Origin of the sequence: Acinetobacter albensis (assembly GCF_900095025.1) — a bacterium.
Taxonomy (GTDB): domain Bacteria; phylum Pseudomonadota; class Gammaproteobacteria; order Pseudomonadales; family Moraxellaceae; genus Acinetobacter; species Acinetobacter albensis.
The window spans coordinates 56,853-83,615 of record NZ_FMBK01000013.1 but is presented as its reverse complement, the minus strand read 5'-3'; the positions used below and the strand labels follow the sequence as shown (position 1 = coordinate 83,615).

26 protein-coding genes and 1 other RNA gene are annotated in these 26,763 nt (G+C 38.3%); 15 read left to right on the top strand and 12 right to left on the bottom strand.

Annotation, left to right across the window (positions count from 1 at the left end; all coding sequences use genetic code 11):
- Positions 1 to 80 precede the first annotated feature (80 nt).
- The 5 genes from fis to GA0116959_RS11595 form a co-directional block, all read right to left on the bottom strand.
- The gene (gene fis, locus GA0116959_RS11615) at positions 81 to 350 is read right to left on the bottom strand and encodes a DNA-binding transcriptional regulator Fis (RefSeq protein ID WP_001086304.1); all 270 of its coding nucleotides are present in this window, start codon (positions 348 to 350) and stop codon (positions 81 to 83) included.
- A gap of 386 nt (positions 351 to 736) precedes the next feature.
- Positions 737 to 1,612, bottom strand: coding sequence for a DUF3426 domain-containing protein (locus tag GA0116959_RS11610; protein ID WP_092720824.1), 876 nt, complete (start codon positions 1,610 to 1,612; stop codon positions 737 to 739).
- Between the two features lie 14 nt (positions 1,613 to 1,626).
- Positions 1,627 to 2,532 carry a 50S ribosomal protein L11 methyltransferase gene (prmA, locus tag GA0116959_RS11605; RefSeq protein WP_092720823.1) on the bottom strand — a complete coding sequence of 302 codons (906 nt, stop codon included), beginning with the start codon at positions 2,530 to 2,532 and terminating at the stop codon, positions 1,627 to 1,629.
- Between the two features lie 130 nt (positions 2,533 to 2,662).
- Positions 2,663 to 3,532 (bottom strand): bile acid:sodium symporter family protein, encoded by an 870-nt coding sequence (locus GA0116959_RS11600; protein WP_092720822.1) that lies wholly within the window; start codon positions 3,530 to 3,532, stop codon positions 2,663 to 2,665.
- 323 nt (positions 3,533 to 3,855) lie between these two features.
- A complete protein-coding gene (locus tag GA0116959_RS11595) occupies positions 3,856 to 4,260 on the bottom strand; it encodes a hypothetical protein (protein WP_053580111.1) in 405 nt (134 codons plus the stop codon).
- 254 nt (positions 4,261 to 4,514) lie between these two features.
- On the opposite strand from GA0116959_RS11595, the gene mnmG reads away from it, so the two are divergent.
- Both mnmG and GA0116959_RS11585 read left to right on the top strand, forming a co-directional pair.
- Complete coding sequence (gene mnmG, locus GA0116959_RS11590; RefSeq protein WP_053580112.1) at positions 4,515 to 6,395, top strand: tRNA uridine-5-carboxymethylaminomethyl(34) synthesis enzyme MnmG; 1,881 nt, start codon at positions 4,515 to 4,517, stop codon at positions 6,393 to 6,395.
- Positions 6,396 to 6,649: 254 nt separating this feature from the next.
- Positions 6,650 to 6,976 (top strand): hypothetical protein, encoded by a 327-nt coding sequence (locus tag GA0116959_RS11585; protein ID WP_092720821.1) that lies wholly within the window; start codon positions 6,650 to 6,652, stop codon positions 6,974 to 6,976.
- A 54-nt stretch (positions 6,977 to 7,030) separates the two neighbouring features.
- On the opposite strand, the gene glnG is transcribed toward GA0116959_RS11585, so the two are convergent.
- The gene (gene glnG / locus GA0116959_RS11580; protein WP_053580114.1) at positions 7,031 to 8,509 is read right to left on the bottom strand and encodes a nitrogen regulation protein NR(I); all 1,479 of its coding nucleotides are present in this window, start codon (positions 8,507 to 8,509) and stop codon (positions 7,031 to 7,033) included.
- Complete coding sequence (gene glnL, locus GA0116959_RS11575; RefSeq protein WP_053580115.1) at positions 8,496 to 9,605, bottom strand: nitrogen regulation protein NR(II); 1,110 nt, start codon at positions 9,603 to 9,605, stop codon at positions 8,496 to 8,498. Before glnL ends, glnG begins: the two co-directional genes overlap by 14 nt.
- Before the next feature lie 360 nt (positions 9,606 to 9,965).
- Here glnL and rimO point away from each other — a divergent pair, with 360 nt between their 5' ends.
- From rimO to lpxA, 12 genes are all read left to right on the top strand, one after another.
- Positions 9,966 to 11,309 (top strand): 30S ribosomal protein S12 methylthiotransferase RimO, encoded by a 1,344-nt coding sequence (gene rimO, locus GA0116959_RS11570; RefSeq protein ID WP_092720820.1) that lies wholly within the window; start codon positions 9,966 to 9,968, stop codon positions 11,307 to 11,309.
- Between the two features lie 57 nt (positions 11,310 to 11,366).
- Complete coding sequence (gene pyrH / locus GA0116959_RS11565; protein ID WP_053580117.1) at positions 11,367 to 12,095, top strand: UMP kinase; 729 nt, start codon at positions 11,367 to 11,369, stop codon at positions 12,093 to 12,095.
- 78 nt (positions 12,096 to 12,173) lie between these two features.
- Positions 12,174 to 12,728, top strand: a complete 555-nt coding sequence (gene frr, locus GA0116959_RS11560; protein ID WP_053580118.1) for a ribosome recycling factor — start codon at positions 12,174 to 12,176, stop codon at positions 12,726 to 12,728.
- Positions 12,729 to 12,734: 6 nt separating this feature from the next.
- Complete coding sequence (gene uppS, locus GA0116959_RS11555) at positions 12,735 to 13,487, top strand: polyprenyl diphosphate synthase (protein WP_092720819.1); 753 nt, start codon at positions 12,735 to 12,737, stop codon at positions 13,485 to 13,487.
- 3 nt (positions 13,488 to 13,490) lie between these two features.
- Complete coding sequence (locus tag GA0116959_RS11550) at positions 13,491 to 14,315, top strand: phosphatidate cytidylyltransferase (protein WP_092720818.1); 825 nt, start codon at positions 13,491 to 13,493, stop codon at positions 14,313 to 14,315.
- Positions 14,316 to 15,512, top strand: coding sequence for a 1-deoxy-D-xylulose-5-phosphate reductoisomerase (gene ispC / locus GA0116959_RS11545; protein ID WP_092720817.1), 1,197 nt, complete (start codon positions 14,316 to 14,318; stop codon positions 15,510 to 15,512).
- 3 nt (positions 15,513 to 15,515) lie between these two features.
- Complete coding sequence (rseP, locus tag GA0116959_RS11540; RefSeq protein ID WP_092720816.1) at positions 15,516 to 16,871, top strand: RIP metalloprotease RseP; 1,356 nt, start codon at positions 15,516 to 15,518, stop codon at positions 16,869 to 16,871.
- Positions 16,872 to 16,912: 41 nt separating this feature from the next.
- Positions 16,913 to 19,495: an outer membrane protein assembly factor BamA gene (gene bamA, locus GA0116959_RS11535; protein ID WP_092720815.1), complete on the top strand. Its 2,583-nt coding sequence runs from the start codon at positions 16,913 to 16,915 to the stop codon at positions 19,493 to 19,495.
- Positions 19,496 to 19,529: 34 nt separating this feature from the next.
- Complete coding sequence (locus tag GA0116959_RS11530; RefSeq protein ID WP_092720814.1) at positions 19,530 to 20,027, top strand: OmpH/Skp family outer membrane protein; 498 nt, start codon at positions 19,530 to 19,532, stop codon at positions 20,025 to 20,027.
- A gap of 3 nt (positions 20,028 to 20,030) precedes the next feature.
- Positions 20,031 to 21,098, top strand: coding sequence for a UDP-3-O-(3-hydroxymyristoyl)glucosamine N-acyltransferase (gene lpxD / locus GA0116959_RS11525; RefSeq protein ID WP_092720813.1), 1,068 nt, complete (start codon positions 20,031 to 20,033; stop codon positions 21,096 to 21,098).
- A gap of 6 nt (positions 21,099 to 21,104) precedes the next feature.
- Positions 21,105 to 21,590, top strand: coding sequence for a 3-hydroxyacyl-ACP dehydratase FabZ (gene fabZ, locus GA0116959_RS11520; RefSeq protein ID WP_171250395.1), 486 nt, complete (start codon positions 21,105 to 21,107; stop codon positions 21,588 to 21,590).
- Positions 21,587 to 22,375: an acyl-ACP--UDP-N-acetylglucosamine O-acyltransferase gene (gene lpxA / locus GA0116959_RS11515; protein ID WP_092720812.1), complete on the top strand. Its 789-nt coding sequence runs from the start codon at positions 21,587 to 21,589 to the stop codon at positions 22,373 to 22,375. Before fabZ ends, lpxA begins: the two co-directional genes overlap by 4 nt.
- Positions 22,376 to 22,422: 47 nt before the next feature.
- Here the strand turns inward: lpxA and GA0116959_RS11510 are convergent, their stop codons facing one another.
- Complete coding sequence (locus GA0116959_RS11510) at positions 22,423 to 23,253, bottom strand: YbgF trimerization domain-containing protein (RefSeq protein ID WP_092720811.1); 831 nt, start codon at positions 23,251 to 23,253, stop codon at positions 22,423 to 22,425.
- A 294-nt stretch (positions 23,254 to 23,547) separates the two neighbouring features.
- Between GA0116959_RS11510 and ffs the strand changes: the two genes are divergently transcribed.
- Positions 23,548 to 23,644, top strand: an RNA gene (gene ffs / locus GA0116959_RS11505) — signal recognition particle sRNA small type.
- Positions 23,645 to 23,756: 112 nt separating this feature from the next.
- Here ffs and GA0116959_RS11500 read toward each other — a convergent pair.
- The 4 genes from GA0116959_RS11500 to GA0116959_RS11485 form a co-directional block, all read right to left on the bottom strand.
- Positions 23,757 to 24,359 (bottom strand): regulatory protein RecX, encoded by a 603-nt coding sequence (locus GA0116959_RS11500; protein ID WP_092720810.1) that lies wholly within the window; start codon positions 24,357 to 24,359, stop codon positions 23,757 to 23,759.
- 85 nt (positions 24,360 to 24,444) lie between these two features.
- Positions 24,445 to 25,488, bottom strand: coding sequence for a recombinase RecA (gene recA / locus GA0116959_RS11495; protein WP_053580130.1), 1,044 nt, complete (start codon positions 25,486 to 25,488; stop codon positions 24,445 to 24,447).
- 144 nt (positions 25,489 to 25,632) lie between these two features.
- Positions 25,633 to 26,073, bottom strand: coding sequence for an RNA-binding S4 domain-containing protein (locus GA0116959_RS11490; RefSeq protein WP_092720809.1), 441 nt, complete (start codon positions 26,071 to 26,073; stop codon positions 25,633 to 25,635).
- Complete coding sequence (locus GA0116959_RS11485) at positions 26,066 to 26,752, bottom strand: HAD hydrolase-like protein (protein WP_092720808.1); 687 nt, start codon at positions 26,750 to 26,752, stop codon at positions 26,066 to 26,068. The genes GA0116959_RS11490 and GA0116959_RS11485 overlap by 8 nt, the downstream gene beginning before the upstream one ends.
- Positions 26,753 to 26,763: the final 11 nt, after the last annotated feature.

Below are 26,763 nucleotides of genomic sequence, written 5' to 3'. Positions count from 1 at the left end.
AATATTAAAGGTATAGATTAAAACAATAGGCACATATAAGATAAAAAAAATGCCCACGGTAACCGCGAGCATTTTATCATTTATTCACTCATTAAACCGTGAGCTTTCAACTTTTTACGTAAAGTACCACGGTTCAGTCCGAGAATCTCGGCAGCACGTGTTTGATTACCACGTGTATATTCTAGAACTACAGATAAAAGAGGTTTCTCCATTTCTGCCAACACCATGTCATATACCTGAGAAGGTTGCTCGCCCTGCAATTGTGCAAAATAATGGCGAACTGCGCGATCTACATGAATACGTAGAGCGACATCAGATTGTGCAGTAAAAATAGGAGATTTGCTATTCATGCGAATTAATCCGAAAAATCAAATATCACTTGGGTAAAGAGATATATAAAAGTGGTCTATAAAATTAAATGAACTCCGTTTTAGATCCTAAAACGGAAATTCTAAAACTGTACATTTAGCTTGCCACAACTCGACGTACTTGGTCGAAAAATAAGCGTAACAATACATTAATATTTGTTACAGACCAAAATCAAAACAAAAAATCTACTCAATACGCATTAATAAAAATAAAGCGCATCAGCTAGACTATATTTGTTGTGAAAATAGCGAGGAGTTTGCAGCACAAAGCTTTCGTGGCGCGTATGATAGCATTGTCTAAGAAAAAGTGAGCAAGAAAACTACATTTTTTTTAATTTTTTTTGTTTTTTTAATAATTTTTATCAATATTACGGCGGAATTATTTCTAAATTATAATTATCGAAACTTTCACGTGCGACTGGAAGCTTAAACTTAAATTTGAAAGGACTGTTTTGAGGGATTCTCTGGATTCCATGCAAGCTAGTCGTCAAGTATTCCGAAGCGTTTAATGAGTAAGATGAAACGACTTTACCTTTTTTTTTCAAATTAATTTTCAAAATAGGCAATGATAAACTTTTTGTATGATAATTAACCAGTTCGCCTGTCAATTGAATTTTATGATCGGCAATTGGCTCTAGCTTAACTTTTTTGGTGGCCAGTAACTGATAATTATCATCCATGATAGAGCAATTAATAGGTTGGCATACTTGATTCAATAAGACGCCCAAGGCGGGACTATTGTTGAAAACTTTAGGGTTAAACCAAAAAAATTGAAAAATCAGTAAACCAATTAAAGATAAATTAACGCATAGCCATATTACATAATAGCGTGTGCTGTGTTTTTTATTATTTTCAGATGTCTCATCCCAATTCATGATTGGGTAATTTCGAATGGGTTCTGTACTGAAGTAATTCAAATTGTTCAAATACGTTTTTAAATCAATATTTGAATTTTCTACCTTGCGATTAAAAATATCCAATAAATGTTGTTCGGGTGTCGATAAATCTATCAGAACAGATCCCGTTGTGGCCATTGTTGGCATGTTTTTCTGGATTGAATTGACAGATAGGGAGTCTTTAGTCGTAGAGAAAGTTTGATTTTTCTCTACGACTAAGTGAGTTAATGCATTAAAGTTGGTTGAACATTTTGCGCAACAAACCATCCCCCGCGCGATTGTGAGTTGTTCTACAGAGACCTTGTATTTAGTCAAACAATTCGGGCAATAGGTTTGTTTTTCGCTCATGATCTATTCAGAAATTAAAGGATGTTTTGGCGTTTTCCCGAAATTCGGCACCACTGTTCTTCACGTTTTTCGACTTCTATTATATCAAAAAACTGGGAATAAACAGCAGAAACATCAGTAACTTGCTCTTCTAATATGCCAGCAAGTGCGAACTCTCCCTCAGATTTTATTAAAGTTGAGAACTCAGGCGCAAGTGCCATAAGTGGGCCAGCCAGAATGTTGGCCACAAACACATCTGCTTTTTGATGGTTAAATTCAATATTAAACTCTTCGGGTAAACCTACATATAAATGTTCAAGTACACCATTTAATTCGGCATTTTGTTTGGTTGCCAAAACTGCTTGCGGGTCAATATCGGTGGCATAGACTTTTTTAGCACCTAATAACAGTGCAGCTACGCCTAAAATACCAGAACCACAACCATAATCGATGACAATTTTATCTTTAAGGTTAATTTTCCCAAGCCATTGTAAGCAGAGGAAAGTACTCGCATGATTACCTGTACCGAAGGCTAAACCGGGATCCAGTTTAATATTAACTGCATCTGGTTCAGGTGCTTGCATCCATTCAGGCACAATCCAGTATTTCTCAGCGATTTGAATAGGCTTGTAGGCATCCATCCATGTTCGTTCCCATTCTTGATCTTCAAGGAAGTCATAACGCAAGGGCGTATCGGGCATTTGTGCAGTAATAAAGGTTGTTAGGGCATTTACGTCAATTTCTTCATCTTCTTCTTGAGCATAAATACCAGTAACAATAACTTTATTCCACAGTGGAGTTTCTCCTGGAAGTGGCTCAAGCAAGTCCTGATTTTCAGCATCGTCTAAAGTTACACTCACTGCACCCAGTGAGCTTAATAAGGTTTCGGTAAAATCGACTTGAGCTTGTTCAACAGTAATATGAATTTGTAACCACTTCACAGAAATAACCTAAATTGATGTTTTTAAAAATGCCATTGTAGCGGAAGTTGTACTTAAACCACTATATTTTCATAAAACCAGTAAAAAATAAAAAGACCTAATGGTAGGTCTTTTTAGGTAAAAATCTAGTTTAGGTGGTTGCAGGTTGCGGTGCATACTTATTCAATAGCAGGCCAAAGATGACTGCAAAAAAATACATAAAAATTGAATACACAGCCGCAGGAATTGCAATGGTTGTACTGGCCATAATGGTCAGTGCTATTGTCAAAGACAGCGTGCTGTTATGTATCCCAATTTCAAAAGCACAAGCGCGTGCTTGAAATGAACTTACTCCTGCCCAGCGAGGGACGAAATAACCGATGGCTAAACTTGCCACACAAAATACAGCGGTTGCTAGACCCACTTGTGCAAAATAACCTAAAATATTCTCTCGTTCTTGAAATATTGCGCCACAGACAATTGCAATTAAAAATACAATCGCAAAAATTTTAGTAGGACGTTGTAGCTTGGTTGCAATAGATGGGGAGTAGCGGCGAATCAACATGCCGATACACACAGGGACAAAAATAATAATGAACACTTGAATTACTTTTGCAAATTGTAAGCCCATGCCGTCACCATTATTCATAAAGTGAATAACAGCAAAATTTACAATCAAAGGTAAAGTAAATGCAGACAAAATGGCATTTACTGCGGTTAAGGAAATATTGAGAGCAATATCTCCTTTATAAAGATAGCTAAATAAATTTGCTGTTGCTCCTCCTGGTGAGGCTGCGAGCAACATGAGACCAACAGCTAGAAGTGGAGGGAGCTGAAATAACTTACAAATTAAAAACGCGACTCCGACTAAAACTACAAGTTGGCAAAAAAGTGCTAAAAATACAGCTTTAGGATGTTTGGTCACACGAGCGAAATCTTTGAGTGTGAGTTCTAAACCAAGCCCAGCCATAACAATTGCCAGAGCTAAAGGTAATAAGAGAGTAATAATTCCAGAATCCATATTGATTTTCCTAATCCTTAATTTATTTTTTGTTTAATTTTTTTAATTTCAATCCTATATATAGCTTATAAAATTAAAATTTGAAAATATTAGATGAATTTTAGAATTTATAAAGACCAAGAGTATGGCTGTTTAAAAGTAAAGTTTTTTATAAGTTGTATTGAATATTTTTTTCTTTATCTTTAATTCGGATGTTGGTTTTTAGAACAAAATTAATTTTAAGACGCTATTTATTCTGCATAAAAAAACGGGTAAAAATTTAATTGTTTACCCGTCAAGTATTTACGCTAAGTAAATATCAATTGAATTAAAATGTAATGCGTTTACATCGCTGTTGGAGACTGCATAGTAGGTTGTGATTGCATCGATGGGCTTTGCATCTTAGGCTGGGGTGGCATAAAGCCTAAGGCGCATTTCCCTTTGATTTCTGTACCATTTATGTTTGCCATTTTAGCATTCATATCAGCACTACAAGTGCTGCTGAGCTCAGCTTCATCACCTTTAATCGCGCTATTTTTTGATGAAGAGAAAAATTGCGGCTCACAGGTGCCATTCCATATAATTCCTCGATGTGCAAAACTGACTTGAGCACCTTGAGTTTTGCCTTTACAGACTTGTTGATATTTTTGCGCGTTATAAGTGGTTTCTACTTTGTCATTTGCTTGGGTAGCAAAAGGAGTGAGACATAGACTACAGAGGATGATCGAAAGAAAAGCATTGTTATTCATCTTTTATACCTTTGTTTGTAATGTAACCAACCTATAGAGTAAAAAATAACCAGAATAAAACAAGACCAATCAAGTAAACATTATTCATTAAATGTTTAATTTTTATGGTTACTTTGCAAACTAGACTTACATTGCAATGTTTAAGCAAGACATTGACGCTATTTAAGACATGATAAAATCGTCGTATTTTATCCACCTCAGTTGATCAATTTTGATATAATGTTCTGTCATTCTTTTTTATCTCTCAAACCATTATGCATTATCCTAAAGTTTACGATGTCATTGTTATCGGTGGCGGTCACGCAGGTACTGAAGCAGCGCTTGCTGCGGCACGTATGGGTCGACAGACATTGCTCCTAACTCACAACATTGAGACTTTAGGGCAAATGAGCTGTAACCCAGCAATCGGTGGTATTGGTAAATCCCATTTAGTTCGTGAAATTGATGCTTTAGGCGGCGCTATGGCATTGGCTGCCGATAAAGGTGGTATCCAATTTCGTATTTTGAATTCACGCAAAGGTGCCGCAGTTCGCGCTACCCGTGCACAAGCAGATCGTGTGCGTTTTAAAGCAGCAATTCGTGAAACTTTAGAAAATCAAGCCAACTTAGATATTTTTCAACAATCAGCAGACGATTTGATTGTTGAGGGTGATACTGTCAAAGGTGTAGTCACTCAAATGGGTATTCGCTTCGAGGCAAAAACTGTCGTTTTAACGACAGGAACTTTCTTGGGTGGGGTAATTCATGTGGGGCTTGAAAAATCAAGTGGTGGTCGTGCGGGTGATCCGCCATCTATTTCTTTGGCTGCTCGTTTACGTGAATTGAATTTGCCAGTTGGTCGTTTAAAAACAGGTACACCACCACGTATTGATGCGCGTTCAGTTGATTTTTCAGTCATGACCGCTCAACCGGGTGATTTTCCGTCACCTGTTATGTCGTTCATGGGGGATGCTTCTATGCACCCTGAGCAGGTGAATTGCTATATCACGCATACCAATGAGCGTACCCATGACATTATTCGTGGTGGTTTAGATCGTTCACCGATGTATACCGGTGTGATCGAAGGGGTTGGGCCGCGTTATTGTCCATCGATTGAAGATAAAATTCATCGTTTTGCTGATAAAAATTCGCATCAGATTTTCTTGGAACCTGAAGGTTTAGATACGCACGAACTTTATCCAAATGGTATTTCAACTTCTTTGCCGTTCGATGTGCAGTTTGAATTGGTACGTTCAATTCGTGGTATGGAGAATGCACATATTCTTCGTCCAGGTTATGCCATTGAGTATGATTATTTCAATCCACAAGCGTTAAAATTTTCGCTTGAAACCAAAGCCATTCATAACCTTTATTTTGCGGGTCAAATTAATGGCACCACAGGTTACGAAGAGGCGGGTGCACAAGGTTTGTTGGCTGGTTTAAATGCAGCACGTCGTGCATGGGATCAAGAGCAATGGACACCAAAACGTGATGAAGCGTATATGGGGGTCTTGGTGGATGATTTAATTACACTGGGAACCAAAGAGCCATACCGTATGTTTACCTCACGTGCCGAATATCGTTTGATGTTACGTGAAGATAATGCAGATCAGCGTTTAACGACAATCGGGCGTGAACTTGGACTGGTTGATGACACGCGTTGGGCATCTTATTGTGAAAAAATGGAAGCAGTAGAGAAAGAAACAGGACGTTTACAGCATCTTTGGGCTGCACCCAATAATCCAATGGGTAAGAAGTTCGTAGAAATGACAGGGGCAGATCTTTCTAAAGAATGCTCTGCGATTGATTTATTGAAGCGTCCAAATATCAATTTTGCTCAAATTGCAGAATTGACTGATTCTGAAGTAACCCCGTTTGTGGGTGAGCAAATTGAAATTGCAGTGAAGTATGCAGGTTATATCAACCGTCAACATGAAGATGTGGCTCAGATGAAGCGTCTGGAAGACACAAAAATTCCTGTCGATTTTGATTATGATATTGTTTCAGGTTTATCACGTGAAATTACTTTAAAGTTAAAAGATGTGCGTCCTGAAACTTTAGCGCAAGCAAATCGTATTCCAGGTGTTACGCCTGCTGCGGTGCAATTGATTATGATTACCATTCGTAAGAATGCACAAACGAAAAAATCAGCATAATTTTAGTTTGTTTTGATGATGTTAAAAGCCCACTTCATGTGGGCTTTTATAATTTAATTTTAGCTTGAACATCATGCTTGTCATTCTATTTAAAAATCTAGACGTAGTGATAACATACTGAATGTAAAAGTTAAATGTTATGGACGCTTGATCTTTTTTCCTTAAATTTTTTTATTTTAAAAAATGTGATGTGCAAAATAAACCAATCTAAAAATTTGCTAAAATGACACTATAGCAAAACAGACGAATACTAAATGGCTTATCAAATTATTCCCTTATCTATTTCGGCAGTGGATAATATCGCTTGCCCACATTGTCAGCAAAATGTGATTGATTGGATACAAGAGCAATATATTCAACCGTGTGAACATACCTTGTTTATTGCTATGGATATTGGTTTTGAATATATAACTGATGACTTTGAACAAACTATGCAGCGTTCTGTGGATGATTTGCATGCCCATGATGATCAGGTGAATATGTTTGCAGAAATTACTCAATCAACATATCCGAATTATTTGATTTTTAAATCAGATTTGGGCGCACAAGGGTATTTTCGCTACATTGGGTTTACCGCTTAAATAGACAACACAAAAAAGAAAAGCTCCAATAGGAGCTTTTCTTTATATAGAAAGTTAGCTTTCTACTTCTTCTTCAGTATCATCATCTACAGTGTCCATACCCAACTCCTTGAGCTTTCTAGTTAAGGTGTTTCTTCCCCAACCTAAAAGTTCAGCAGCATGACGTTTACGGCCTCGAGTTTGTTGCAGTGCAGCAGTAATGAGTGTGCGTTCAAACATGGGTGTTGCAATATCAAGAATCTTCATTTCACCATTTTTAAGCTTTTGTATTGCCCATTGATTTAATAATTCATCCCAATGATGCAATGACACTCGATCAAAACTATTCTGTACTTGTGCTTCATCGCCTGAGCGCTGAATCGGAAGTTGTTTTAACTCCGACGGTAAGTCTTCTGGATAGACTTCACGACCTGTAATCATGACCGTAAGCCAACGACAGGTGTTTTCTAGTTGGCGCACGTTACCTTGCCAAGGCAATTGTTTCATATATTCTTGGGTTTCTAAGCGTAAAATTTTAGCATTTACACCCAGTTCTTTACCTGCACGTGCCAAGAAATGCTGCGCCAGCATCGGAATGTCTTCACTACGATGTGCGAGTTTCGGGATATGAATGCGAATGACATTTAAGCGATGATACAAGTCTTCACGGAAACGACCATCATTCACCAATTTTTCTAAATCCTGATGAGTTGCTGCAACAATACGAACATCTACTCTGACAGGGATATGTCCGCCAACACGGTAAAACTCGCCATCGGCCAAAACCCGGAGCAAACGGGTTTGGGTTTCAAATGGCATGTCGCCAATTTCATCTAGAAATAACGTACCGCCATTGGCCTGTTCAAAACGACCTTGGCGCTGCGAATTTGCACCTGTAAAAGCACCTTTCTCATGCCCGAAAAGTTCAGTTTCAATCAAGTCTTTAGGAATGGCTGCCATATTCAGGGCAATAAAAGGTTTGCTGCCACGTGGTGAATGGCGATGTAGCGCATGCGCGACCAATTCTTTACCTGTTCCAGATTCGCCATTAATAAGTACGGTAATATGAGATTGGGACAGGCGGCCGATTGCACGAAAAACCTCTTGCATAGCAGGAGATTCACCAATAATTTCAGTGGATTGAATTGGTGGGGCCGTTTTGGCGGATTCTTGTTGTTGTAATTTGGCAATATGTAAAATAGCACGATTGACTAGTGCTAAAGCTTCATCAATATCAAATGGTTTAGGTAAGTACTCAAATGCACCTGTTTGATAGCTCGATACAGCAGATTCTAAGTCAGAATGTGCGGTCATGATAATCACAGGAAGTTCTGGATGACTGGCTTTAACTTTTCCTAAAAATGTAAGACCGTCGATACCGGGCATGCGAATGTCAGTTAAAATGACATCGGGTAACTCTGTATTCATTTGATCAAGCGCAGATTGTGCTTCTTCAAAACTGGTAACCTCAAAACCTTCTTCTTTGAATGTTTTTTCGAGTACCCAACGCATGGCACGGTCATCATCAATGACCCATATTTTATTTCGCGACATGACTCGCCTCCCAAGGTAAATATAAGCTAAATATTGTTTTTTCTGGAATGGATTGACATTCAATCATTCCACCATGTTGATGCATAATATTTTGTGCAATGCTTAAACCTAGGCCTGTGCCTTTAGCGCGTCCAGTAACAAGAGGATAAAACACTGATTCTAATATTTCTTCTGGTACGCCTGGGCCATTATCTTCAATATCGATACGAACTACAGATCGTTTTAATACACCATTAATGGTGACCAAACGTTGAATACGCGTTCTTAAGATCAATTCAGGCTGATGGTCGATAAAGAATTCTTTATTTTCTGTCATGGCTTGAACTGCATTGACACTAATATTGAGCATGACCTGAATCAATTGGTCTCGATCTGCCAGTACATCGGGTAAAGACAAATCATAATCGCGAGTAATTTTAATTTTCTTTTTGGTTTGGTTGGTCACCAGTGAGCGAACACGTTCTAAAGGTTCGTGTACATTGACTAATTCGTAACTGGGTAATTGGCGCGAACCGAGCATGGTGTCGGCTAAATTTCTTAAACGATCTACTTCGCTAATAATAATGTCGGTAAATTCTTCGTACTGCGGATCATTTAAGCTACGTGCCAGTAATTGGGTTGCACCGCGAATACCGCCTAAAGGATTTTTAATTTCATGTGCAACACCGCGAATAAGTTGCCTCGCCACTTGGTGTTGCTGAATGAGGTTTTCTTCTTTGGAGATTTTTAACATTCGATCAATTTGATCAAGTTCAATCAATAAAAGTGGGTGGTAGGATTTTTCTGCATTAATTTGTGAAACAGTATAATCCACATGGATATCTTTGAAATTTACGCGAATGGTTGCTTCGCGTCGTGTATAAGGTTGTCCCGTATTAAAAGTATTCAATAGCGCTTCTTGGGTATTGAATTCATCATTGGCCATATGCAGCAAATTTAAAACAGGCTGGCCTGAGGCGCGTAGCAGACTAATGTCAAATAATGATTCACATGAAGAGTTTAAATAAAAAACATTAAGTTGCCCATCAACCAGTAAAATAGCAGTCGTTAAATTATCCACTAAAAGGCGGTAGTCGATCGCGACGGGTTGATCCATTGATGAAATTATCCTGTATTAAAATAGCGCAATGGTAGCTGCATTTTTGATTATTTCTCCCTGTTATGGGACATTCAACGCATTAAGCATTGTCAAAATAAAGCAAAATGCACGCCAACTTTAACTATCGGTATAAATAAAAAAATTATGAAGAGAAAAATGCGCTTTTTTGTTATTTGATTGCAGAAACACATCTCATAGTAAATCAATTCAAAATATTATTGAACCAAAATAGTGCGCACAAGGAAATGTGTAAAAAATTGGATGTATTTTGGTGCGTTACGCAAAGAGTCGGCATTCCACCTATTCATATGTACGGAAAAGACATACAATATGCGCATTATAGTGGAGTGTAGATTCATGAAGTCCCCCAAAGTCGGTTTTGTTTCTTTAGGTTGTCCTAAGGCGTTGGTAGATTCTGAACGAATTTTAACTCAGTTAAAAACTGAAGGTTATGATGTTGCATCGGATTATGATGGTGCCGATTTGGTTGTTGTCAATACATGTGGTTTTATTGAATCTGCAGTACAAGAGTCTTTAGACGCGATTGGCGAAGCTATTAGTGCGAATGGTCGCGTCATTGTGACAGGTTGTTTGGGTAAGGATGAAGACAAGATTCGCAAAATGCATCCTAGTGTTCTTAAGGTGACAGGTGCTGCAGCATATCAAGAAGTGATGGAGGCCGTACATCAGTACGTACCTGAACCACCAAAGCACAATCCTTTTATTGACCTTGTTCCTGAACAGGGAATTCGTTTAACGCCTAAACATTATGCCTATTTAAAAATATCGGAAGGCTGTAACCATCGTTGTACATTCTGTATTATTCCAAGTATGCGTGGCGATTTGGTTTCTCGTCCTGTAGGTTCAGTTTTAAGCGAAGCACAAGCATTAAAAAATGCAGGTGTAAAAGAAGTTCTTGTCATTTCTCAGGATACTTCTGCCTATGGCTTAGATACCAAATACAAACTCGATTTTTGGAATGGTCAGCCTGTTAAAACCAAGTTTTATGACATGTGTGAAGCACTTGGTCAATTAGGGGTTTGGGTACGTTTGCATTATGTCTATCCTTATCCACATGTGGATGCTGTGATTGATTTAATGGCACAAGGTAAAATATTGCCTTATCTAGATATTCCTTTTCAGCATGCCAGTCCACGCATCCTAAAATTGATGAAACGACCAGCTCATAGTGAAAATACATTGGAACGTCTGAAATTGTGGCGCGAAAAATGTCCGGATTTGGTGCTGCGTTCCACATTTGTTGTGGGTTTCCCTGGTGAAACTGAAGAAGATTTCCAAATTTTATTAGAGTGGCTCAAAGAAGCTCAGCTTGACCGAGTTGGTTGTTTTACCTATTCACCTGTAGAGGGTGCAACAGCCAACGATTTGCCAGATCATGTCCCTGAAGACATTAAACAAGATCGTTATGAGCGCTTCATGCAAGTGCAGCAAGAAATTTCAGCAGCAAAATTACAAAAACGTATTGGTCAAACCATGACTGTATTGGTCGATGGTCTGGAAGATGAATTTCCAGTGGCGATTGCACGTTCTTATGCGGATGCGCCTGAAATTGATGGTAATGTTTTTGTAGAAGATATTGATAAAAGTCAAATTAAATCTGGTGATTTACTCGAAGTCGAAATTACTGATGCAGATGAATATGATTTATATGCCAAGTTAATTCGGATTAAGTCGGCTTAATCTGTTATTGAAGTATGCAAAAAAAATTTTAGATATTGGAAGATTCGGAGATTCCTAATGTTGGATTCAAAAAAGCCCCGTTATGAACGTATTTTATTGAAACTGTCTGGTGAAGCCCTGGCAGGCAATAAAGATATGGGGATTGATGCGATGGTGCTTGATCAGATGTCTTTAGCGATTGCACATTTGGTTGGTTTAGGTGTTCAAGTCGGTATTGTCGTTGGTGGTGGTAATTTGTATCGTGGGAGTCAGTTGCAAAAAGACGGCTTAGTTGGTCGTGTAACGGGTGACCAAATGGGGATGCTTGCCACTGTAATGAATGGCTTGGCTTTGCGAGATGCCTTAGTCCGTCGTAATATTAAGACCCGTTTAATGTCGGCACTTCCTATTGGTGCAGTCGTTGAGTCCTATTCAAGTCGTGATGCGATTCGTCATTTAACTCAAGGCGAAGTCTGCGTATTTGTGGCAGGAACGGGTAATCCGTTTTTTACCACGGATACAGCAGCTTGCTTACGTGGTATTGAAATTGAGGCTAACTTAATTTTGAAAGCCACTAAAGTTGATGGTGTTTATAATAAAGATCCAAGCAAATATGATGATGCAGTGAAGTATGAAACACTGACATTTGATCAGGTTCTAGATGAAAAATTAGGCATCATGGATTTAACCGCAATTTGTTTGTGTCGTGATCATAATGTGCCGCTACAAGTATTCGATATGAATAAATCAGGCTCATTGCTTTCAGTGGTCATGGGTGAAAAAGAAGGGACTCACGTTACGAACTAATGTACGTGAACTCCAAAGCTCTTTATACTACACATTATTTAGTAATTACATTTCTTAGAATTCAGTAAGGAAGATCATATGATTAACGATCTTAAAAAAGACAGTGAAGACCGTATGAACAAGACTTTAGACTCTTTAGAGCAAGGTTTTGCTAAAGTTCGTACTGGCCGTGCAAATCCCTCTATACTTAATGGGGTGATGGTTCCTTACTATGGCTCTGACGTGCCTTTAAATCAAGTGGCAAATGTGGGTCTTGAAGACGCTCGTACTTTGGTGATACAGCCATTTGAACGTAATATGGTTTCAGCAATTGACAAAGCAATTCGTGAAGCGGGTTTAGGCTTAAATCCTATTACTGCTGACGCAATTCGTGTACCTATGCCTGCTCTCACTGAAGAAACACGTCGTGACATGCAAAAAGTTGCACGTAATGAGGCTGAAAATGCCAAAGTTGCGATTCGTAATATTCGCCGTGATGTATTGGGTGATATCAAATCTTTGCTTAAAGACAAAGAAATCTCTGAAGATGATGATCGTCGTGCGGCAGATGATATTCAAAAAATTACGGATAAATTTGTAGCTGAAGTTGATAAACGTCTTGCTGCAAAAGAAGCTGAACTGATGAAGGTCTAACATTGAATGACCGCATCAGAAGATAATTCGCATCTTCCAAAACATGTTGCCATCATTATGGATGGCAACAATCGTTTTGCTAAAAAAATGCAAATGCAGAAAGGTGATGGCCATCGTGAAGGGAAAAATGTCCTTGACCCGATTGTTGAACACTGTAGAAAAAATCAAATACAGGCGTTAACTGTTTTTGCATTTTCCAGTGAAAACTGGAATCGACCTCAATTTGAGGTCGATTTACTCATGGTGTTATTGGAGGAAACTATTTTAGAGCAATTGCCTAGAATGGAAAAATTCAATATAGCTTTACGTTTTATTGGTGATCGTTCTCGTTTATCTGCGCATTTGTGTGAGTTAATGTTGCAAGCTGAACAAAGGACTGCTAATTTCGATAGCATGACTTTAACCATTGCTATTAGTTATGGCGGTATGTGGGATATTGCACATGCTGCGCAACAAATTGCACTTAAGGTTATGGCAAATAAAGTTGCTGTTGAAGATATAAATGTTGAGCTTTTTGGGCAACATGTAAGTATGGCAGATTTACCTGCTGTAGATTTACTGATTCGTACCGGTGGTGATTTCCGCTTATCGAACTTTTTACTTTGGCAAGCAGCATATGCTGAGCTATATTTTAGCCAAACGTTATGGCCTGAGTTTACAGTTGAAGAATTCGATGATGCCCTAGCAGTTTTTGCTGGACGAGAACGTCGTTTTGGGAAAACCTCAGAGCAACTCCAACAAAAGAAAATTGAGAATTAATACATGTTAGAGCGGATTATAACCGCATTGGTATTGGTAGCAGTCGTGCTGAGTTGTATGTTTGCTACACAGTCTCAGTATCCAATGTTTATGCTGATGATTGTAGCCGCAGGGGTGGCGGGGTATGAGTGGTTTAAACTTATGCCAAGAAAAAATAAAAATCCTGTTAAACCTATTGCGTGGATGTATGGTGCTGCAACGGCAGTTCTAGCAGCCTTAGCATTATATTTTAATGACATTGCTTTATTGCTTTGGTCCGCTTCGATATTGTCTTGGCTTTTAAGTATTGTATGGGTTAAATCTTATCCAAATTATGATGGTTGGTATAATTCAACACTGAATATTTTAGGTTTTATCTTAATTTCAGCCGCAGTGACTGCAATTTTTTCTGTATGGCAAAGTTCGCCTTGGTGGCTCATGTACCTGTTTTTACTGGTATGGGGTGCGGACAGTGGTGCGTATTTTGTTGGCCGTAAGTTTGGTAAAAGAAAGCTTGCTCCCAATGTCAGTCCAAATAAATCTTTAGAAGGTCTATACGGTGGTGTGTTTACTGCAATGTTGATCGTGGTGGCTGTTGAAGTTTTATATTTAAATTTAACGTTAGCTCAGCATTTATTATTCCTGATTTTGTCGGTTGTGACAGTATTTAGCTCTGTCTTAGGTGATTTATTTGAATCTATGCTGAAGCGCCGCTCGGGAATTAAAGATTCAGGTCGTATCTTACCAGGACATGGTGGGGTATTGGATCGTATAGACTCACTGCTGGCTGCTGCTCCAATTTTTGCTGCAAGCATGTATGTTTTAAAACTTATTGGTGTAGATTTATAGATGTCACAATCTGTTTGTATATTAGGTGCTACGGGTTCAATTGGTCAAAGTACCTTAAAAATTCTGCAACAGCATCCTGAAAAGTATTCTGTATTTGCGGTGACGGCATACAGCCGAATTTTAGAATTGGTTGAAATATGCAAACAGTATCATCCACAAGTGGTGGTGGTTCCATCCAATAAAGTAGATAAACTGCGACAATATTTCAAAAATCAGCATCTGAATCATATTGAAATTTTGACTGATGAAGCTGGCTTAATTGCTGTTGCTGAACATTCAGATGTAGATGTGGTGATGGCAGCCATTGTAGGTGCAGCTGGCTTGTTACCCACATTGGCAGCAGTAAAATCGGGAAAACGTGTTTTACTGGCCAATAAAGAAGCGCTTGTGATGTCTGGCGATATCATGATGCAAGCTGCGCGAGATCATCACGCTGTATTACTTCCAGTCGATTCTGAGCACAATGCAATTTTTCAGTGTTTACCTGAAGGTTATTTACAGGCAGAGCGGAATGGACAACCTCAAAAGGGGGTAGCACAAATTTTATTGACTGCCTCGGGTGGCCCATTTTTGCATTATGATTTAGATCAATTAAAAAATGTTACGCCTGCACAAGCATGTAAGCATCCAAATTGGTCGATGGGTCAAAAAATTTCTGTTGACTCGGCTACATTGATGAACAAAGGTTTAGAGTTGATTGAAGCTTGCCACTTGTTTGCAATTTCAGAACAGTTTGTAACAGTAGTGGTGCATCCACAGAGTATTATCCATTCCATGGTTCAATATGTGGATGGTTCGACTTTGGCACAAATGGGCAATCCTGATATGTGTACGCCGATTGCGCATGCACTGGCGTGGCCAGAACGAATACAAACGCATGTGCCTGCACTGGATTTGTTTGTAAATCATCGTTTGGACTTTCAAGAACCTGATACTGTTCGGTTTCCTGCATTAAAGCTTGCACGTCAAGCGATGCAAAGTGGAGGGTTGGCACCGACTATTTTGAATGCTGCAAATGAAGTTGCTGTTGCAGCATTCTTGAATCATGCGATTAGATTTGATGAAATTTCGCAGGTCGTTGAAAAGACGTTAAATCACGTTGAAAATGGTGCGGCAAATTCAATTGAACTCATTTTACAGGCAGATCTCTTGGCACGTTCTGTTGCTGATCAGATTGTCATGAATACAGGAAGCTAAAGCATGAATGCCTTGTTTATTATTATGGCAGCAATTCTTCTGCTTGGGCCTCTCATCGCAATTCATGAGTTTGGGCATTATATTGTTGCACGAAAATTAGGCGTTAAAGTTTTAGTTTATTCTATTGGTTTTGGTCCTACGCTGTTGAAATGGACATCTAAAAAATCAGGTATCCAATATCAGCTGTCCGCCTTGCCTTTAGGCGGCTATGTCAAAATGTTAGATGAGCGCGAAGGTAATGTTGCGGAAGAAGATTTACCGAAAGCATTTAATCGTCAATCTCCGTGGAAACGAATTGCGATTGTAGCCGCAGGTCCGTTAATCAATTTAGCTTTTGCAGTAGTGTTGTTTTGGATTTTATTCTTACCGACACAAGAACAATTAAACACTCGTGTTGGTAAAGTGTTACCCAACACACCAGCCGCTTCAGTTCAGATGCAGGTCGGTGACAAAATTACCGCAGTAGATGGAAATGAAACTAAAACATGGGAAAAACTGAATTTTGCTTTAGTGAATCGTGTAGGTGAAACAGGCTCGATTGAAATTCAAGCTGACCGTGCAGGACAAATTCAAACATTTAAATTACCGATACAAGATTTTCTTAAAAATCAAAATCAATCTGCGTTGGAGAGTTTAGGTTTTACTCCTTATCGTCCTCATATTCCTGCTATTGCGACCAAATTAAGTGCAGATGGTGCGGCAATACGTCAGGGCATGAAACAAGGCGATCAAATTCTTGCAATTGATGGTGTGAAAGTAAAAGATTGGTTTGATGTTGTACAGATTATTCAAGCTTCACCAGAAAAACTTTTGAAAATAGATGTGTTACGCCAAAATCAGAGAATGCAGTTGCAAATCATGCCACAAGCACAGCGTGACAATATGGGCAATGTTTCTGGGGTTTTAGGGGTGCAAAGTATTCCTGGGAAAATAAATATTCCTGCGGATTATAAACAAACGATTCAGTATAATCCTGCTGAAGCTTTCGGTATGGCTGTTGATAAAACAGGTCAAATTTCAAGTATGATTTTGAACTCGATTGTCAAAATGGTACGTGGTTTAATCGGTTTGGATAATTTATCTGGTCCAATTACCATTGCTAAAGTGGCTGGACAAAGTGCAGAAATGGGTTGGCAAACCTTTATTTCTTTTATGGCGTTAATGAGTGTAAGTTTAGGAATTTTAAATTTATTACCTATCCCGATGCTTGATGGCGGACATTTAATTTACTATTTTATTGAATTGATTCGTGGTAAACCTGTTTCTGAACAAATACAATTGGTTGGTTTAAAAGTTGGTATGGTACTGCTCGGTAGTATGATGCTCCTTGCATTATTCAATGATTTTATGCGTTTATAACAACGTGACTATGAAATAAATTAACATCGGAAAAGACTGGCATGCAGCACACACATTTATTTATGCCTTTGGCGCTTATTAGTGCAATGGCAGCAGTACAACAAGTATATGCAGCAGATGAGTTCATTGTCCGCGATATCAAAATTGACGGACTTGTCCGTTTAACGCCAGCAAATGTTTATGGGGTATTGCCCATTAATGCAGGTGATCGTGTCAATGATGTGACTATTGCAAATGCGATTCGTGCTTTGTATGCCACTGGCTTGTTTGATGATATTAAAGTCTCTCAAAATGCAGATACGCTTGTTTTCGCAGTGGTTGAACGTCCGCTGATTTCTAAGGTGGAGTTTAAAGGGAATAAACTTATTCCTAAAGAAGCCTTAGATGAAGGTTTGAAAAAAATGGGTATTGCGGAAGGTGAGGTTTTGAAAAAATCTGCTTTGCAAACCATAGAAACTGAACTTGAACAACAATATATGCAGCAAGGTCGTTACGACGCTGATGTTAAAGTCATGACTACAGCTCGTCCTAATAATCGCGTAGATTTAAGCATTGAGTTTGTGGAAGGCAAAGCCGCTAAAGTTGTTGATATCAATATTATTGGTAACACTGTCTTTAAAGAAAGTGAAATCAAACAAGCTTTTGCAGTAAAAGAGAGTGCATGGAGTTCAATTGTTACTCGTAATGATCGCTATGCGCGTGAAAAAATGGCGGCAAGCCTTGAAGCACTACGCGCTTTATATTTGAATAAAGGTTATATCAATTTTAATATTACCAATTCAAACTTGAACTTAAGTGAAGATAAAAAGAACATTTTTATCGAAGTATCTGTTGAAGAAGGTGAAGAGTTTAAATTTGGTCAAACCAAATTTTTAGGTGATGCACTTTATAAACCAGAAGAATTAAAAGTCTTACAAATTTATAAAGATGGCGAAACGTATTCTCAAGAAAAAGTAAATGCGGTTAAGCAATTGTTGTTACGTAAGTATGGTAATGCCGGTTATTACTATGCCGAAGTGAATATGGTTCCCGAGATTAACAAAGAAACCAAATTGGTTGATTTGAATTATTATATTAATCCAGGGCAACAGGTGACTGTACGTCGTATTAATTTTGCGGGCAATACTAAAACGGCAGATGAAGTTTTACGTCGTGAAATGCGTCAAATGGAAGGTGCTTTAGCCAGTAACGAAAAAATTGATCTATCAAAAGTTCGTTTAGAGCGTACAGGTTTCTTTAAAACTGTTGATATTAAGCCAGCACGTATTCCAAATGTGCCTGATCAGGTCGATTTAAATGTGAATGTTGAAGAACAACATTCAGGTACGAGTACACTTGCTGTAGGTTTTTCACAAAGTGGCGGTATTACTTTCCAAGCAGGTTTAAGTCAGACCAATTTCTTGGGTACAGGGAATAGTGTTTCAGTTGATTTGTCTCGTTCAGAAACACAAGACTATTATAATTTAAGTGTCACTGATCCATATTTTACTATTGATGGTGTGCGTCGTGGTTACAACATGTACTACCGCAAAACCAAGTTAGATGATGATTATAACGTTAATAATTACGTTACAGACAGTTTTGGTGGGGGGATTAGTTTTGGTTATCCAATTGATGAAAACCAAAGTATTAGTGCGGGTCTAAATATTGATCAAACTGAAGTAACGACGGGTCCTTATGTATCGACCTATGTGCGTGACTATTTAAAAGCAAATGGCGGAAAAGCCACAAATACTCGTCAAGATGTTTGTATTGCGACGTTATATTCACAAGCGGCACTGGATCAACTTAATGGTAACCCAAGACCTGACACGCCTCCTGAGGGTTATGATACTCCTGATAAATGTTTAGATAACAACCAACAGGCTGTAGGGTTGGTTGATTTTGAAGATCAATTTAAAGGTGATTTTTTAACCTATAATTTGAATTTAGGTTGGTCTTATAATACTTTAAATCGTCCTGTATTCCCGACATCAGGTATGTCTCATCGTGTGAATGGTGAAATTGCACTACCAGGCAGTGATGTTGAATATCAAAAACTGACTTATGATGCTCAAGCATTCTTACCTTTACCTTATGACTTCGTTTTACGTGGTTACGGTAAGTTAGGTTATGGTAATGATCTGCCATTCTATAAAAATTTCTATGCAGGTGGTTTTGGTTCAGTTCGTGGCTATGACAATAGTACACTTGGACCTAAGTATCCAGGCGTAACCTATAATGAGTCACGTCAAATAGATTATGACCCTGAGGAAGTAGGCGGAAATGCCTTGGTGCAATTTGGTGCTGAACTTGCTTTGCCTTTACCGTTTAAAGGGGATTGGACACGTCAAATACGTCCTGTGCTCTTTGCAGAAGGTGCACAAGTATTTGATACACAATGTAGCATTCCAAGCGGAGCTTTGTACTTACAAGGAACACCGAATGATCCAGGTGTAGATGCTAAAAAATATTGTGAAGACAACTTTGGTTTTGATGCAGATAACTTCCGTTATAGCGTAGGCGTAGGCTTTACTTGGATTACCATGATTGGTCCTCTTTCGTTAAGCTATGCATACCCAATAAATGATAAAGCTGGTGACGAAACTAAAAATATCCAGTTTGAAATCGGTCGTACTTTCTAAGTGGCAACCTTAGAAAATTTAAAAGGACATTAAAATGAATAAAATATTATCAGTTCTGATTTTTGCTGGGATTGCGAGTAGCTCTGTGGTGCATGCTGCAGGTTACGGTGTTGTTGATTTAGAAAAAGTTGTGGAAAATAGCACCTATTTGAAACAACAAAATACCTCTTTACAGCAAAAAATGAAGCCGCAAACCACTAAACTTGAGCAATTAGGCAAAGAGTTGGAAGCGATTCAGACACGTGCGCAACAGAGCACCAATTTATCTCAAGCTGAACAGCAAAAAATGGCCGCTCAATATCAGGCGAAACTTAAAGAGTTTAATTCAATTCAACAAGCATTGCAGACGAGTGTTCAATCTTCAATTCAAGTGATGAATCAAACCTTAGATAGACAAGTGAAACAAGTTGCTGAGCAATTGCGTAAAGAAAATAACTTTGATGGTGTTTTGAATAAAAATACCGCGCTTGCTTATGACCCTAAATATGATTTAACTGATAAAATGATCCAAAAGGTCAATGCTATTAAATAATCAATGAATCATAGACAATTTTGTTTAGAAGATCTTGCTCGTCTTGTACAAGGCGAGTTTGTTGGTCAATCTGATTTGCAACTTGAAGGATTGGCTAGCCTTGATCTAGCTCAAGCAAGACATCTTGCATTTGTAAACGCGGATAAATATTTAGATCAGGCACTGGCTTCAAAAGCAGGTGCCTTGATTGTTACTGCATCATTGAAAAATCAATTGAGCAATCATCATAATTTTATCGTGGTTGCGAATCCTTATCTCGCTTTTGCAATTCTGACACATGTTTTTGAAAAAAAATGTGAACAACAAGGAATAGAAGATACTGCACAAATTCATCCATCAGCAATCATAGCCCAGAGTGCATATATTGGACACTATGTCGTGATTGGTGAAAAATGTATTGTGGGTGAGCAAACGATTATCCAGTCGCACGTTAAAATTGATCATGATGTCGAAATTGGGCAACAATGTTTCGTAGATTCACATGTGACTTTAACGGGTGAAACGAAAATAGGGAATCGGGTTCGTATTCATGCCAATACTGTAATAGGTGGTGAAGGTTTCGGTTTTGCACCTTATCAAGGAAAATGGCATCGGATTGCACAATTGGGTTCAGTTAAAATTGGTCATGATGTCAGAATTGGGTCAAATTGTAGTATTGATCGTGGTGCATTGGATGACACTATTCTTGAAGATGGTGTCATTATTGATAACCTTGTGCAAATTGCACACAACGTTAAAATTGGTACAAATACTGCGCTAGCTGCCAAATGCGGTATTGCAGGAAGCACGATCATAGGCAAAAACTGTGTCTTAGCAGGTGGTGTTGGTGTAGTAGGGCATATTAATATTGCAGATAATGTGACTATAACGGGAATGTCAATGGTCACAAAAAGTATTTCCGAAGCAGGAAGCTATTCTTCAGGTACACCTCTGTTGGAAAGTTTGCCTTGGAAGCGTGCTGCAATTCGCTTTAAACAATTAGCAGATGTGCCATTGACCCAACTGCTCAAACGGATTGATCATATGCAGACTCAAATTGAGTCCCTTGAATCAACTTTTAAGCGTAAATAGAATATGATGACTGAGTCGAATACTGCTGCATTTACGAAACCTGAATTGCCAATGCACATTCAACAAATTCGTGAATATTTACCTCACCGCTATCCATTTTTATTGGTCGATCGTATTGTCGATGTGACTGATAATGCGATTGTGGGTTATAAAAACGTTTCAATTAATGAAGAGTTTTTACAGGGACATTTCCCAGGCTATCCGATTATGCCAGGTGTATTAATTGTTGAGGCCTTAGCTCAAGTCTCTGGTATACTTGGTTTTATTATGAATAATGAAAAACCAAGTGAAGGTTCTTTATTCCTTTTTGCAGGGGCAGAAAAGGTTCGTTTTAAAAAACAGGTTGTTGCAGGTGACCAACTCGTTTTAAAATCGGAGCTGGTAATGCATAAACGTGGCATTTACAAATATAATTGTATTGCTACTGTTGATGGTGTTGTAGCAACAACTGCGGAAATTATGGTTTCGCATCAAAAAATAGAGCAGGCATGAGTAATAACGATTTAATTCACCCAACCGCTATCATTGATCCATCTGCTGTTATTGCCGCAGATGTAAGAATTGGTCCTTATTCTATTGTTGGACCACAGGTTTCGATTGGTGAAGGCACTCAGCTACATTCACATGTAGTGATTGGGGGATACACCAAAATTGGAAAAAATAATGAAATTTTTCAATTTTCGAGTGTGGGTGAAATTTGTCAAGATTTGAAATATGCTGGTGAAGAAACATGGCTTGAAATTGGCGATCATAATCGTATTCGTGAACATTGCAGTTTACATCGCGGTACTACCCAAGACCAAGGTTTAACCAAGATTGGCAGTCATAACTTACTTATGGTGAATACCCATATCGCACATGATTGTGTCATCGGTGATCATAATATTTTTGCCAATAATGTTGGTGTGGCTGGGCATGTTCATATTGGGGATTATGTCGTAGTCGGTGGAAATTCAGGTATTCATCAATTCTGTAAAATTGATTCTTACAGCATGATTGGTGGTGCTTCGTTAATTTTAAAAGATGTACCTGCTTATGTGATGGTTTCTGGTAATCCAGCACATGCTTTTTCTATGAATGTGGAAGGAATGCGTCGTAAGGGCTGGTCCAAGAATGTTATTCAAGGTCTTCGCCAAGCATTTAAGCTGATTTATAAAGATGGTTTAACGACTGAGCAAGCGCTTCAACAGATTCGTCTAGACATACTGCCTGAAGTTGCTGAGGTTCAATTATTAATTGACTCTTTAGAGCAATCTAAGCGTGGTATTGTACGTTAACTCAGTATTTGATTTAAAAAAAGACACCGTATTCGGTGTCTTTTTTTTTATTTTTTAAAATATCCAGCCTCTTCTGAGGTTGGGTAGTTTTTAATGAGTTTAGTTTTGAGTTGATTTGAAAGTGTAGTATTTCGGTCTACATCTTTAGCAATATTATAAAGTTGATACAGTGCACGTGCTGCTTTAGCAGAGTTGGGGTATTGGTTGGCTACAATATTATAATTCTTTTTTGCTTCAGTATAATTGGTCGGTTCAATGGCTAAATTAAATTCTGCTAACCAAAAATAGGCATTGCTAATATAAACACTATTCGGGTTGTTCTTAATAAAGTTTTGCATCGGTGCAATGGCTTTTTTTGCTCCACCTTGCTTGTAAGCATCTAGTGCTACAGTATAGGCCGCTTTATCCATTTCAGTTGCATTCTGAGTGGTGGAGACGGTATCTGGTGAAGTAGAGGTTGTACCTGATCCTATTGGGGTGTTAGCGTCTGCTGGACTGGGAGAAATATCCTGTTGGTTTTCCTCCTCTGGCGCAGTCGGTTCTGGATCTATTTTCTGTTGCAGAAGTTCTAATCGTTGATCTAAGTCTGTATAGCGATTAGTTAGTTCATGTTTAAGTTTTTCAATTTCATTATCTTGCTCTTCAATTTTACCCCGTAGTTCACGTAAATCATTTTCTAATTGTTGATTTTTTTGCATCATTTGCCAATTCAAATTTGTAGGAACATTTGCCGTGATAGCGCCGGAGCTTATGGCTACACTATTGGCATCAGTTGTACTATTTTGGCTTAATCCTCGAGATTCAATCGGCACATTGGCATACAGTAAAGTTGAGCTCATGAGAGCAACAACACACAATGAGTGCTTTTTAAGTATCATAAAAAATATCCATTTCGTATTCATTGCTACATTCTAAATATCTAACTTTAGAGCTATAGCGATTTAAAAGACATGACCACATTAAAGACGCCAATTCCCTGAAATGCAATATAGATTTGCAATGTTGTCGTAGTTTTAAAGTAAATGATTTAGTTCATAAAAATAAATAAAATATCGTTTTTAATGTAAATTGTTTTTTTAATAAGCAAACACAAGCAATGCCATTATAAATGTCGCTTCTATACTTGCAAGTTGATTAAAAATCTCTATACTCTGTTCTTGCAATGGTAGCCCCGCTGGTGGCTTCGCAATTGTACTCTGTGAACCCCGCCAGGACCGGAAGGTAGCAACGGTAACAGAACTATGATGTGCCGAAGTTTTGCTAGTGGGGTTGCCACCAGTTTCTAAAATAATAATCCTTATTTTCTATTTTCTATTTTCTATTTTCTATTTTCTATTTTCTATTTTCTATTTTCTATTTTCTATTTTCTATTTTCTATTTTTTAAATGTCATCTTCTTTTCTTGTAATCGCTTTAATAATCGCATCCATTTCAAATCCTCGATACATCAAAAAACGTATTTGTTTGGCTTTTAATTTGGCTTCTTTTTCGACTTGAGTACCGTATTTTTTAACTTTAAGTTGATATGCTTGTTCATTCCAATCTGTTTCTTTTAATTCTTCTTGAATTAAGCTGCTGTCTATTTTTTTTGATTTTAATGCCAGTTTTATGCGGTTTGGCCCTTTTCCTTTGCGTTTTTGACTCGACAGCATCGTTTCTGCCATACGTTGGTCGCTTTGGTAATTTTCTTTTGCTAATTCTTCGACCAGCTTTAAAACTTCATCTCGATGTGCTGCATACAAAGCCAGTTTTTCAACCAACTCAGATTTTGAATATTCTTTGCGTGTAAGTACTGCAAAAGCGTAAGAACGTAAACGTGAACCTGTGAGACCTTCTACTTTAGTTGACGGGTGATCTTCAAAATGTAAGGCTTCAGGTGCTAGATGGTTGAGAGAAGAATCTGTTGCTGACTCTAAGTGTGAATCATTGAATTCTTGCTTGAGTAGATCATAGTCAAGCATTTTAGGAAATTTTGGATCGCTCATAATAGGGTTCTATTGAATCAAATAAAAAACGCCTCGCAAGGCGTTTTACAGTTTAAGGTGGATAGCATTTGAAAACAAATCGTGATTAAGCGTCTAATAAATCAGGTTCGATTTCATCTTTTTCTTCAATTGGCGTAGTCACAGGCGTCAAGAGTTTCTCGCGAATAAGGCGATCAAGTTCTTGTGCAATTTGAGGATTTTCCTCAAGGTGACGAATCACGTTGTTTTTACCTTGACCAATTTTATTGCCTTGATATGAATACCATGCACCTGCTTTTTGTACCAGTTCTTGAGCCACAGCAAGATCAACCAGTTCACCGAGTTGATTAACACCTTTACCATAGAGAATTTGGAATAACGCCTCTTTGAATGGAGGTGCCATTTTATTCTTCACGACTTTAACGCGTGTTTCAGAACCGACAATTTCATCACCTTCTTTCACTTGACCAATACGTCGGATATCTAAGCGTACTGAAGCGTAGAATTTAAGTGCGTTACCACCAGTTGTTGTTTCAGGGCTACCAAACATTACACCAATCTTCATACGAATTTGGTTAATAAAGATCACCATACAGTTTGAGCGTTTTGCATTACCAGTAATTTTACGTAATGCCTGACTCATCAAACGGGCCTGTAGTCCCATGTGTGAGTCGCCCATTTCACCTTCAATTTCTGCACGAGGGGTAAGGGCAGCAACGGAATCGACAACAATCATATCGACAGCGCCAGAGCGTACTAACATGTCGGCAATTTCAAGTGCCTGTTCACCGTGGTCTGGTTGAGAAACCAAAAGGTTATCAAGGTCTACACCAAGCTTACGTGCATATTGCGGATCAAGCGCATGTTCGGCATCGATGAAAGCGCATGTACCACCCGCTTTTTGACATTCTGCAATCGCTTGCAAAGTCATTGTGGTTTTACCAGAAGATTCAGGCCCGTAAATTTCAACGATACGACCTTTAGGTAAGCCACCAATACCGAGTGCAATATCCAGTGTTAAAGAACCCGTAGAGACGGCTTCAACAGCCAGTACGGTATTATCACCCAGACGCATTACTGTGTTTTTACCAAATTGTTTTTCAATTTGGCTTAAGGCAGCATTGAGCGCCTTACTTTTATTATCATCCATCTCACAACCTCAAAGCGATGTCACAAAATTATTAACTTAAGTGGATGTGTAACTTTAAAACGTGTTCCACTTCAGTATAGTGACAGATTCATTCTTTATGTTCTATATCAATTCAGTCAGGTACGACAGAATATGACGCTTAAATTAATCATGACTATAAGACCAGTCTTGGTCTAATTGCTGATCATTGTTTTGTTTAAATTTACTCATTTGCCGACGATCTTTTTTATCAGGTCGATGTTCAGGCCGAGCTAGATTATGCAACTTTCTTTGGGTTGCAAGCAACTCTCTTCGTGCAATACTGACTTCGGTTTCTGTATAAAGTTGCTGTGCAATCATTGCTGCGCCACGTATGGCCGATAACGATTGTATGACCACAGTTTTTTGATCAAAACCTTGCCGAATAGTGAGTTCCATACCGACACGTACTTCTTTTGAGACTTTGACCCGCTCACCATTATGGTGAACTTTACCACCTTCAATGGCTGCTTTTGAAATGGAACGCGTTTTAAAAAAACGTGCAACCCACAACCATTTATCGACACGCATACTTTCAACATCAGTTTGTTGAGAAGAATTAGGCATATTTTTTCATATCCTCAGTGTGTTCTAACATCTGCATTAAGTCAGTCAAATGATTTAAAATAGGATAAGCACTCTCATCTCTTATCTTCCCTTTAGATGAGGGCTGAGCAATCGTAATTAAATTGGCGATACCAAATTTTTTTGCACTGTTGAGTACTTTTTCTGTGTCATCTATAAAATAAGCTGAATCTAGACAAAAGGGATGCAAAGTATGTAAATTTTGCCAAAACTCAATTGACTCTTTGGCGTAGCCGATACTTTCACTACTGATTATTACATCAAAATAATGGGCAATTTGCATTTGTTTAAGCTTAAACTGAAGTCCTGCACAGTCAGCATTGGTCGCAATCCAGCATGGATAATCCTGTGCTTTTAAAGCATCAAGTAATTCCATGCAACCACTACGTAGTGCAACTTTATGTTTAAATTCATGTTGTAGGGCAAGCGTATCGAGTCCTACTTTGGCACTCCAGAAGCGAGTTGAGTACCAGTTTAGAGTATGATTATGTTCTTGATAAAATTGAAATAATGCTTGGCTGCTTTGTTCTAAAGTACAGCCATGTGTTTCTGCATAACGAATAGGAAGTTGGTGATTCCAAATGAAATCATCATAGGCAAGGTCAAGAAGTGTACCGTCCATATCGAAAATGATCGTCGGTTTTTTTAAGTTATTTGGCATATAAAGGTAAT

Bases quoted from the DNA above. Each gene is read 5' to 3' on its own strand.
- fis (WP_001086304.1), bottom strand. From the start codon at position 350: ATGAATAGCAAATCTCCTATTTTTACTGCACAATCTGATGTCGCTCTA.
- GA0116959_RS11610 (WP_092720824.1), bottom strand. From the start codon at position 1,612: ATGAGCGAAAAACAAACCTATTGCCCGAATTGTTTGACTAAATACAAG.
- GA0116959_RS11600 (WP_092720822.1), bottom strand. From the start codon at position 3,532: ATGGATTCTGGAATTATTACTCTCTTATTACCTTTAGCTCTGGCAATT.
- GA0116959_RS11595 (WP_053580111.1), bottom strand. From the start codon at position 4,260: ATGAATAACAATGCTTTTCTTTCGATCATCCTCTGTAGTCTATGTCTC.
- mnmG (WP_053580112.1), top strand. From the start codon at position 4,515: ATGCATTATCCTAAAGTTTACGATGTCATTGTTATCGGTGGCGGTCAC.
- GA0116959_RS11585 (WP_092720821.1), top strand. From the start codon at position 6,650: ATGGCTTATCAAATTATTCCCTTATCTATTTCGGCAGTGGATAATATC.
- glnG (WP_053580114.1), bottom strand. From the start codon at position 8,509: ATGTCGCGAAATAAAATATGGGTCATTGATGATGACCGTGCCATGCGT.
- glnL (WP_053580115.1), bottom strand. From the start codon at position 9,605: ATGGATCAACCCGTCGCGATCGACTACCGCCTTTTAGTGGATAATTTA.
- rimO (WP_092720820.1), top strand. From the start codon at position 9,966: ATGAAGTCCCCCAAAGTCGGTTTTGTTTCTTTAGGTTGTCCTAAGGCG.
- pyrH (WP_053580117.1), top strand. From the start codon at position 11,367: ATGTTGGATTCAAAAAAGCCCCGTTATGAACGTATTTTATTGAAACTG.
- frr (WP_053580118.1), top strand. From the start codon at position 12,174: ATGATTAACGATCTTAAAAAAGACAGTGAAGACCGTATGAACAAGACT.
- uppS (WP_092720819.1), top strand. From the start codon at position 12,735: ATGACCGCATCAGAAGATAATTCGCATCTTCCAAAACATGTTGCCATC.
- GA0116959_RS11550 (WP_092720818.1), top strand. From the start codon at position 13,491: ATGTTAGAGCGGATTATAACCGCATTGGTATTGGTAGCAGTCGTGCTG.
- ispC (WP_092720817.1), top strand. From the start codon at position 14,316: ATGTCACAATCTGTTTGTATATTAGGTGCTACGGGTTCAATTGGTCAA.
- rseP (WP_092720816.1), top strand. From the start codon at position 15,516: ATGAATGCCTTGTTTATTATTATGGCAGCAATTCTTCTGCTTGGGCCT.
- bamA (WP_092720815.1), top strand. From the start codon at position 16,913: ATGCAGCACACACATTTATTTATGCCTTTGGCGCTTATTAGTGCAATG.
- GA0116959_RS11530 (WP_092720814.1), top strand. From the start codon at position 19,530: ATGAATAAAATATTATCAGTTCTGATTTTTGCTGGGATTGCGAGTAGC.
- lpxD (WP_092720813.1), top strand. From the start codon at position 20,031: ATGAATCATAGACAATTTTGTTTAGAAGATCTTGCTCGTCTTGTACAA.
- fabZ (WP_171250395.1), top strand. From the start codon at position 21,105: ATGACTGAGTCGAATACTGCTGCATTTACGAAACCTGAATTGCCAATG.
- lpxA (WP_092720812.1), top strand. From the start codon at position 21,587: ATGAGTAATAACGATTTAATTCACCCAACCGCTATCATTGATCCATCT.
- GA0116959_RS11510 (WP_092720811.1), bottom strand. From the start codon at position 23,253: ATGATACTTAAAAAGCACTCATTGTGTGTTGTTGCTCTCATGAGCTCA.
- GA0116959_RS11500 (WP_092720810.1), bottom strand. From the start codon at position 24,359: ATGAGCGATCCAAAATTTCCTAAAATGCTTGACTATGATCTACTCAAG.
- recA (WP_053580130.1), bottom strand. From the start codon at position 25,488: ATGGATGATAATAAAAGTAAGGCGCTCAATGCTGCCTTAAGCCAAATT.
- GA0116959_RS11490 (WP_092720809.1), bottom strand. From the start codon at position 26,073: ATGCCTAATTCTTCTCAACAAACTGATGTTGAAAGTATGCGTGTCGAT.
- GA0116959_RS11485 (WP_092720808.1), bottom strand. From the start codon at position 26,752: ATGCCAAATAACTTAAAAAAACCGACGATCATTTTCGATATGGACGGT.